This window comes from Actinotalea sp. (assembly GCF_035443605.1).
Taxonomy (GTDB): Bacteria; Actinomycetota; Actinomycetes; order Actinomycetales; family Cellulomonadaceae; genus Actinotalea.
Map to the genome: position 1 here is coordinate 1 of NZ_DAORSQ010000109.1, position 7,879 is coordinate 7,879.

8 protein-coding genes are annotated in these 7,879 nt (G+C 71.4%); 2 read left to right on the forward strand and 6 right to left on the reverse strand.

The window, feature by feature from the left end; genetic code table 11:
- Window positions 1–167: 167 nt before the first annotated feature.
- From rplI to PKY62_RS11075, 5 genes are all read right to left on the reverse strand, one after another.
- Entirely contained in the window at window positions 168–620 is a 453-nt protein-coding gene (rplI, locus tag PKY62_RS11055; RefSeq protein ID WP_324536916.1) for a 50S ribosomal protein L9, read from the reverse strand.
- 14 nt (window positions 621–634) lie between these two features.
- Window positions 635–871, reverse strand: a complete 237-nt coding sequence (rpsR, locus tag PKY62_RS11060; RefSeq protein WP_324536918.1) for a 30S ribosomal protein S18 — start codon at window positions 869–871, stop codon at window positions 635–637.
- A gap of 78 nt (window positions 872–949) precedes the next feature.
- Complete coding sequence (locus PKY62_RS11065) at window positions 950–1,453, reverse strand: single-stranded DNA-binding protein (protein ID WP_324536920.1); 504 nt, start codon at window positions 1,451–1,453, stop codon at window positions 950–952.
- A 53-nt stretch (window positions 1,454–1,506) separates the two neighbouring features.
- Window positions 1,507–1,797: a 30S ribosomal protein S6 gene (rpsF, locus tag PKY62_RS11070; protein ID WP_324536922.1), complete on the reverse strand. Its 291-nt coding sequence runs from the start codon at window positions 1,795–1,797 to the stop codon at window positions 1,507–1,509.
- Window positions 1,798–2,009: 212 nt separating this feature from the next.
- On the reverse strand, window positions 2,010–4,571 hold the full coding sequence (locus tag PKY62_RS11075; RefSeq protein ID WP_324536923.1) for a transglycosylase domain-containing protein: 2,562 nt from the start codon (window positions 4,569–4,571) through the stop codon (window positions 2,010–2,012).
- 327 nt (window positions 4,572–4,898) lie between these two features.
- On the opposite strand from PKY62_RS11075, the gene PKY62_RS11080 reads away from it, so the two are divergent.
- Both PKY62_RS11080 and PKY62_RS11085 read left to right on the forward strand, forming a co-directional pair.
- Window positions 4,899–5,522 (forward strand): PadR family transcriptional regulator, encoded by a 624-nt coding sequence (locus PKY62_RS11080; protein ID WP_324536925.1) that lies wholly within the window; start codon window positions 4,899–4,901, stop codon window positions 5,520–5,522.
- A 20-nt stretch (window positions 5,523–5,542) separates the two neighbouring features.
- Complete coding sequence (locus PKY62_RS11085) at window positions 5,543–6,622, forward strand: inositol-3-phosphate synthase (RefSeq protein WP_324536927.1); 1,080 nt, start codon at window positions 5,543–5,545, stop codon at window positions 6,620–6,622.
- Between the two features lie 125 nt (window positions 6,623–6,747).
- Here PKY62_RS11085 and PKY62_RS11090 read toward each other — a convergent pair whose 3' ends face one another.
- Window positions 6,748–7,692 (reverse strand): hypothetical protein, encoded by a 945-nt coding sequence (locus PKY62_RS11090; protein ID WP_324536929.1) that lies wholly within the window; start codon window positions 7,690–7,692, stop codon window positions 6,748–6,750.
- Window positions 7,693–7,879: the final 187 nt, after the last annotated feature.

Genomic DNA, 7,879 nt, shown 5'->3' on the forward strand with positions numbered 1-7,879 from the left:
CGCGGGACCCAACGCTCCGCACGAAGACCGAACCCTCCGCACCGCGGGACCCAACCCTCCGCACCGCGGGACCCAACCCTCCGCACGAGCGGGTCGCCCCGCCGCGGGACGCACGACGGCCCGGCACCCACCAGGGGGCCGGGCCGTCGGTCGGGCGTCGAGGAGGCTCAGGCCTCCGGGACCACCCGGACGTCGATCTGCGCCGAGACGTCGTCGTGCAGGCGGACCTTCACCGCGAAGTCGCCGATCGTCTTGATCGGCTGGCCGATCTCGATCTTGCGCTTGTCGATGGAGGGGCCACCGGCGGCCGCGACGGCCTCGGCGATCTCCGTGGTGGTCACCGCACCGAAGAGGCGCCCGGAGGCGCCGGCCCGCGCGGAGACGACGACGGGCTTGGACTGCAGGGAGTCCCGCACGGCCTTCGCCTCGTCGAGGGTGGCGATCTCGCGGCTCTTGCGAGCCTTGCGGATGCCGGCGATCTGCTTCTCCGCACCACGCGACCACGCGGTCGCCAGGTTGCGCGGGACGAGGAAGTTCCGGGCATACCCGTCCTTCACCTCGACCACGTCACCGGGCGCACCGAGACCGGTCACCTCGTGCGTCAGGATGAGCTTTGCCATCTGTCCAGCCTCTCTCAGCGAGCCGAGCTCGAGTACGGCAGCAGAGCCATCTCACGGGCGTTCTTCACGGCCCGTGCGATCGCGCGCTGCTCCTGGACGGAGACACCGGTCACCCGGCGAGCGCGGATCTTCCCGCGGTCGGAGATGAACTTGCGCAGCAGCGCGGTGTCCTTGTAGTCGACGGCCTCGATCTTGGCCGACTTCAACGGGTTGGTCTTCTTCTTGGGCTTGCGGATGACGGGCTTGGCCATCGTGGTGCTCCTTCAGTGTCGGAGCCCGGACCTACCGGCTACCACGAGGGTGGCCGACGGTCCGGGATGGGGCAGGAATCAGAACGGGGGCTCGTCGTACGACGCGCCGCCGGCAGAGGGTGCGGGCGTGGCCCACGGGTCGTTGTCGATGCCGCCGCCCTGGGCGGCACCGCCCTGGTTGCCGCCGCCGCCGAAGCCGCCGCCACCACCGCCGGAGCGCTGGGCACGGGTGACCTTGGCGGACGCGTAGCGCAGGGACGGACCGATCTCGTCGACCTGGAGCTCGACGACGGTCCGCTTCTCACCCTCGCGGGTGTCGTAGGACCGCTGGACGAGCCGACCCGAGGCGATGACCCGAGTGCCCTTGGTGAGGGACTCGGCGACGTTCTCGGCCGCCTCGCGCCAGATCGAGCAGCGCATGAACAGCGTGTCGCCGTCCTTCCACTCGTTGCTCTGGCGGTCGAACGTGCGGGGCGTCGACGCGACCGTGAAGTTCGCGACGGCGGCCCCGGACGGGGTGAAGCGCAGCTCGGGGTCCCCCGTGAGGTTCCCGATCACCGTGATGACGGTGTCACCAGCCATGCCAGCTCCTCGGTCAGTCAGTGCGGTCAGTTCGGTAGGGCGACGAACGACGCTCAGCGAGCGTCGGGACGCATGACCTTCGTGCGCAGGACGGCCTCGTTGAGGCCGAGCTGGCGGTCCAGCTCCTTGGCCGTGGCCGGCTCGGCGGTGAAGTCGACGACGGCGTAGATGCCCTCGGTCTTCTTCGCGATCTCGTAGGCCAGGCGACGCCGGCCCCAGATGTCGATCTTGTCGATCGTGCCACCAGCGGTGGTCACCACCGACAGGTACTTGTCGAGTGACGGGGCGACGGTGCGCTCCTCGATCTCGGGATCGAGGATGACCATCAGCTCATAGTGACGCATGCGAGGACCCACCTCCTGTGGACTGTCGCGGTCACGGTCTCTCCGTGACAGGAGGGTTGAAGCGTCTGCATGCCCGGGCAGGTCGCGGTGATCGGCACCACGAGACCCCGGGCAGCAACCGCCCATGCTACCGGCTCCGGGGGACCACCCCGGCACGAGGGCGCACGAAGGGCGGACGCGGCGGGCGCCGGCCGGCCCGCCGGTCCCGTGCGTCAGGGTGAGCCGGGGGCCGGCCCCGCATCCGGGTCAGGGCCCAGCGACACGGTGATCGTCACGGTCGAGCCGGGCGGTGCCTGGGAGCCGGAGCCGGGTGCGATCCCGACGACGTCCCCCTCCGGCACGTCGGCGTCGTACGCCTCGACGACCTCGACGGCGAACCCGGCGGCCGCCAGCTCCGCCCTGGCGTCGTCGGCGCTCATCCCCGAGACGTCGGGCACGGCCACCGTTCCCGTGCCCAGCGAGACGACGATGGAGACGGTCGAGCCCTGCTCGATCTCTCCGCTCGCGCTCGCGCTGACCACCAGACCCTCGGCGACCGACGGGTCGTTGGCCCGCTGCACGTCCGCGACGAGGCCGGCGGCCGTCAGGGCGGCCACGGCGTCGGCCTCTGGCAGGCCAACGACGGCGGGCACCTCCACCAGCGGCGGGGTGTTCGGCTCGCCCACGTCGGCCCGCGGGGGGAAGTCGAGCTGCTCACGGCCGGTCATCGCCTGCGTCATGTACGCGGTCCAGATGTCCAGCGGCACCGAGCCGCCGGTGATCTGCTCGTACCCGCCGAACGCCGTGATCGACTCCTGCTGGCCCTCGGGGCCCACCTGGTAGAGCGTGACCGAGGTGGTCAGCTGGCGCGTGAAGCCGATGAACCACGCGGACTTGTTGTCGCTCGAGGTACCCGTCTTGCCCGCCACGGGGTAGCCCACGGCCTGCGCCTTGCGCGCGGTGGCCCCGGAGCTCTCGACCACCTGGGTCAGGGCGTGGGTGACGTCGGCCATGACGTCCTCGGCGAACGCGCGCTCCGGCGTCACGCCACCGCTGTGCGCCAGGCGCCCGTCGAGGTACTCCACCGTGCGCACGATGAACGGCTCGGAGCGCAGCCCCTGCGCGGAGAAGGTGTTGTACGCCTGGGCCATGTCGAGCGGGTGCGGCGAGGCCGTGCCGAGCACGTTGGCGACGACGTCCTGACCCTCGAGCGCGGCGTCGGGCAGGCCTGCGCGGCGCGCGACGTCGAGCGTCGCAGCGGGCGTGACCTCGGCGTTGATCTGCGCGTACACCGAGTTGACGGACTTGGCGGTCGCCTCGACGAGGTCGATCTTCCCGTAGCTCGAGTTGCCGAAGTTGCGCACCACGTTGTCGGTGAACCCCTCCATGGGGAACCGGTTGGCGCCCGAGTACCGGGACTTCAGCGAGCCACCGCCCTCGAGGTACGCGGTGAGGGCGAACGGCTTGAAGGTCGAACCGGCCTGGGCGATGTCCTGCGTGACGGCGTTCTGCGACTGGGTGAGGTAGTCGGGGCCGCCGTACAGGGCGAGGATCGCGCCGTCCACCGGGTCCAGCGTCACGAGGGCCGCGCGCAGGTTGGGGGCGTGGTCCGCCGGCATGGCGGTGACCGCGGCCACGGCCATGTCCTGCAGGCCCTTGTCGATGGTCGTGACGATCCGGTATCCGGTGCGGCGCAGCTCGTCGGACGTGATGGACGACGTCGCGAGCAGCTCGCGCTCGACCATGTCGAGCAGGTAGCCCTGGGGCCCGGCGAACGTGTCCGAGCGTGCGTACTCGATGGTCTCGGGGAACACCTGGGCGTCCCGGTCGGCCTGGGTCAGCGCTCCGGTCACCACCATGCCGTCGAGCACGTAGTTCCAGCGCCGCTCGGCCTGCTCGGGCGACACGCGCGGGTCGAAGTTGTTCGGCGACGGGATGACGCCGGCGATGAGCGCAGCCTGCGAGACGGTCAGCTCCGCGGCGCCCACACCGAAGTACGACCGCGCAGCGGTCTCGATGCCGTAGGAGTCGCGGCCGAAGTAGATGGTGTTGAGGTACGCCGAGATGATCTGGTCCTTGTCCTGGACCCGGCTGAGCTTGATCGCCAGCAACGTCTCCTGGATCTTGCCCGGGATGGTGTCGACGGTCTCGTTGAAGTAGTAGCGCTCGGCGTACTGCTGGGTGATCGACGAGCCGCCCTGTCGGTCCGCGCCGGTCAGCGTGACCCACGCAGCCCTGGCCATGCCGGTGATGTTGATGCCGGCGTTCTCGTAGAAGGTCCGGTCCTCGCCCGCGACGACGGCGTCCTTGACGTGCTGCGGGATGACCGCAGCGTCGAGGATGACGCGGTTCTGCACCCCGAGCGTGCCCATCGCGGTGGCCCCGTCGGAGTAGTAGATCGTCGTCGTCTGGGCGTCGACGAAGTCGCCCGGCTCGGGGATGGGCGTGCGCAGGTAGGCGGCCACGAGCACGCCGAAGCCCAGCGCGCCGATCGTGAGGAGCGTCCCCAGGACCAGCCGCCACGACGGCAGCCAGCGGCGGACCCCCTTCTTGCCCCAGCGCGGGTAGTCGATGAGCCGACGCCGCGGCGGCGCGGCGACGGCGGTGCGGCGCGCGCCGGCGGACCCCGTGCCACCGGAGCGCGTGCCACCGGACCCCGTGCCACCGGAGCGCGTGGCGCCGACCGGGGGTGTGGTCGAGCGCTGGCCGGTGGTACCGCCCAGGACGCTGCGCCGCTGGGGGCCCGTGGGACCACCCGGGCGCGAGGAGCCGGGGCTGGAGGGGGGAGTGGCCACGCTGTGCCTTCCGGTCGTCGTCCGGCGCCGGCGGAAGGGCGCGTGTCGCACCCTCCGCACCGCGCACGGATGCGGCTCGGGGCGTGCGGGACGCCCCCAGGATGTCCCCAGTATGGGCATCGCGTGTGGAGACGGTGTGCCGAACCCGCCAGGGAGATGGGCAGGTGACGGGGCGGTCCAGAGATGGTGACGCACGCCACGGCGCGCCGCCGGTCCGGGCGCCTTGCCACGGGTCGATCGCCGTCGTAGTCTCTCGATGTATCCATTCGATACATCCATCCGTTCTGTCGGATGTGGGGTCCGGCGATCGACGGAGGGCGAGGCGGCGTGCGCAGCAGGTCCGACGTCCTCGAGGTCGCCATCCTCGGGCTGCTGCACGAGGCACCCATGCACGGCTACGAGCTGCGCAAGCGGCTCAACCTGCTGCTCGGCTCGTTCCGGGCGCTGTCGTACGGCTCGCTGTACCCGGCGCTCAAGGGCATGGCGGACCGCGGGCTCATCGCCGGCGCCGACAACGCGATGACGCCGCCGCCGCACGCGTTGTCCGGCAAGCGGGCCCGGATCGTCTACGAGCTCACGGCCGACGGCAAGGAGCACCTCGCCGAGGTCCTCGCGAGCTCCGGCCCGACGACGTGGGAGGACGAGCACTTCGACGTCCGGTTCGCCTTCTTCGGGCAGACCGACGCCGAGACCCGGCTGCGGATCCTCGAGGGGCGCCGTAGCCGGCTCACGGAACGGCTGGAGCAGGTGCGGCTGTCCGCAGCCCGCACCCGCGAGCGCGTCGACGAGTACACGCTCGAGCTGCAGCGGCACGGTCTGGAGCAGGTCGAGCGCGAGGTGCGCTGGCTCGACGGACTGATCGACAACGAGCGCGGCCGCGGCCGCGCGACATCACGGGGTGGCCGACCGGCTGACCACGCACCCGCCGACGACGACACGTCGCGGCACTGAGAAGAGATCGAGGAACGACGATGAGTTCGATCCGCGTCGCCATCGTGGGCGTCGGCAACTGCGCCGCGTCACTGGTCCAGGGCGTCCACTTCTACGCGGACGCCGACCCGCAGAGCACCGTGCCCGGCCTGATGCACGTGCAGTTCGGCCCATACCACGTCTCGGACATCGAGTTCGTGGCCGCGTTCGACGTCGACGCCAAGAAGGTCGGCTTCGACCTCTCCGAGGCGATCGGTGCCAGCGAGAACAACACCATCAAGATCGCCGACGTCCCGCCGCTCGGCGTGACGGTGCAGCGCGGTCACACCCACGACGGCCTCGGCAAGTACTACCGCGAGACGATCGAGGAGTCGGAGGCCGAGCCGGTCGACATCGTGGCGACCCTGCTGGAGCGCAAGGTCGACGTCCTCATCTGCTACCTCCCGGTGGGCTCCGAGGACGCGGCGAAGTTCTACGCGCAGTGCGCCATCGACGCCAAGGTCGCGTTCGTCAACGCCCTTCCGGTGTTCATCGCCTCCGACCCGGTCTGGGCCAAGAAGTTCGAGGACGCCGGCGTCCCGATCGTCGGCGACGACATCAAGTCCCAGGTGGGCGCGACCATCACGCACCGCGTGCTGGCCCGGCTCTTCGAGGACCGCGGCGTCATCCTCGACCGCACGTACCAGCTCAACGTCGGCGGCAACATGGACTTCAAGAACATGCTGGAGCGCGACCGCCTGCAGTCCAAGAAGATTTCCAAGACGCAGTCCGTCACGTCCAACATGGACCACGAGCTGGCCGCGCGGAACGTCCACATCGGCCCGTCGGACTACATCCAGTGGCTCGACGACCGCAAGTGGGCCTACGTGCGCCTCGAGGGCCGCGCGTTCGGCGAGGTGCCCCTGAACCTCGAGTACAAGCTCGAGGTCTGGGACTCGCCCAACTCCGCCGGCATCATCATCGACGCGCTGCGCGCCGCGAAGATCGCCAAGGACCGCGGCGTCGGCGGCCCGATCCTGTCCGCCGCGACGTACTTCATGAAGTCGCCGCCGGTCCAGATGGAGGACACGAAGGGCCGCGCGCAGCTCGAGGCGTTCATCGCCGGCGAGATCGAGCGCTGACCTGACCCGACGGCGCCCCGCGCGCCTCGGCTGAGCACGACCGCCCCCCGGGGCGACTGAGCACCGACGTGGAAGGTCCGGCACGGTATCCGTGCCGGACCTTCCACGTTCCCGGGCTCGGGCGGTCAGCGACCCACCGGGCAGGACGGACCGCAGGGGCGGCCTCGCCCGGACCAGCCGCGAGACCGCAGCGCCTGCTCGACCTGCCGGGCCGTCGCGCACGGGGCGACGGCGACGTGGTGCCAGCGGTAGCGCAGGGTGAGCTCCCCACGGCTGATGACGACGGCGTTGTCGCGCCAGACGTCCCCGTCCGTGCGACCACCGGGGTGCGCCAGCTCGCCGTCGAGCTCGGTGCGCACGCCCAGGCCCTCGTAGATCCCGTCAGCGCGGGTCCACCGGCCCCCCACGTGCTGACGCACCTGGAGCCTGGAGCGGGGCAGCCCGTGCGCCCGCTCGACGTCGTGGTGGTAGCGCCGCTCGAGCGGGGACTCGATGCCGAGGCCGACCTCGGCGAGCACGTCCGCCAGAAGCGCCCGATGCCGCACACGACGCCGTGCGCCGAGTGGCTCGAGGACCTCCTGGGGCCACATCCCGGCCCGGACGGCCACGCACACGAGTCCGACGACGTCGTCGACGGCACGGAGCCCTTGCACGACGTCGAGCACGGTGTCGCCGCGAGCGACCACGGGCAGCCGGCCGAGCACGGGCGGCATCGTCCGGCGGCGGTGCACCCGCAGGCCCGGCTGAGGGTCGACCCTGCGCGCGGCCGGGATGCTCACGTCGACCACCCGCGGGGGCACCGCGACGAAGCCGTGCACGTACGCGGCGGCGGCGTGGCTGACCGCAGCACCAGGACCCGCGTGCAGGAGCGCTGCCCACGCCCGGCTGCGCCACGGGATCGGGCCGGAGTGGGCGACATAGACACCCGGGTGCACCCGCTGCCAGCGACCCGTGGCGGCGCGGCGTGCGACCCACGGCCCGGTCCCACCCGCGGCGAGGACCTGGGCCCGGCTGACGACCGCGTCCTGACGCGCGAGCAGCGCTCGCAGGGTGGGGTTGTCAGGAGGCACACCCCACCGTGGTGCCGCAACGCCCGAGGGAGGTGTTGAGGACCGTGTGCGTGTGGATCCCACCCCCCGTCCACAGCCCGCGGGCCGCCCGGAGTGCCCGCGAGGGCTGCAGACGGGCCCATCAGGGTCTTCGAGCCCGCCGACGCCCCACCGTGGAACATCACGAACGAGATCCGTGCCGGTTGTT

Bases quoted from the DNA above. Each gene is read 5' to 3' on its own strand.
- rpsF (WP_324536922.1), bottom strand. From the start codon at position 1,797: ATGCGTCACTATGAGCTGATGGTCATCCTCGATCCCGAGATCGAGGAG.
- rplI (WP_324536916.1), bottom strand. From the start codon at position 620: ATGGCAAAGCTCATCCTGACGCACGAGGTGACCGGTCTCGGTGCGCCC.
- rpsR (WP_324536918.1), bottom strand. From the start codon at position 871: ATGGCCAAGCCCGTCATCCGCAAGCCCAAGAAGAAGACCAACCCGTTG.
- PKY62_RS11065 (WP_324536920.1), bottom strand. From the start codon at position 1,453: ATGGCTGGTGACACCGTCATCACGGTGATCGGGAACCTCACGGGGGAC.
- PKY62_RS11085 (WP_324536927.1), top strand. From the start codon at position 5,543: ATGAGTTCGATCCGCGTCGCCATCGTGGGCGTCGGCAACTGCGCCGCG.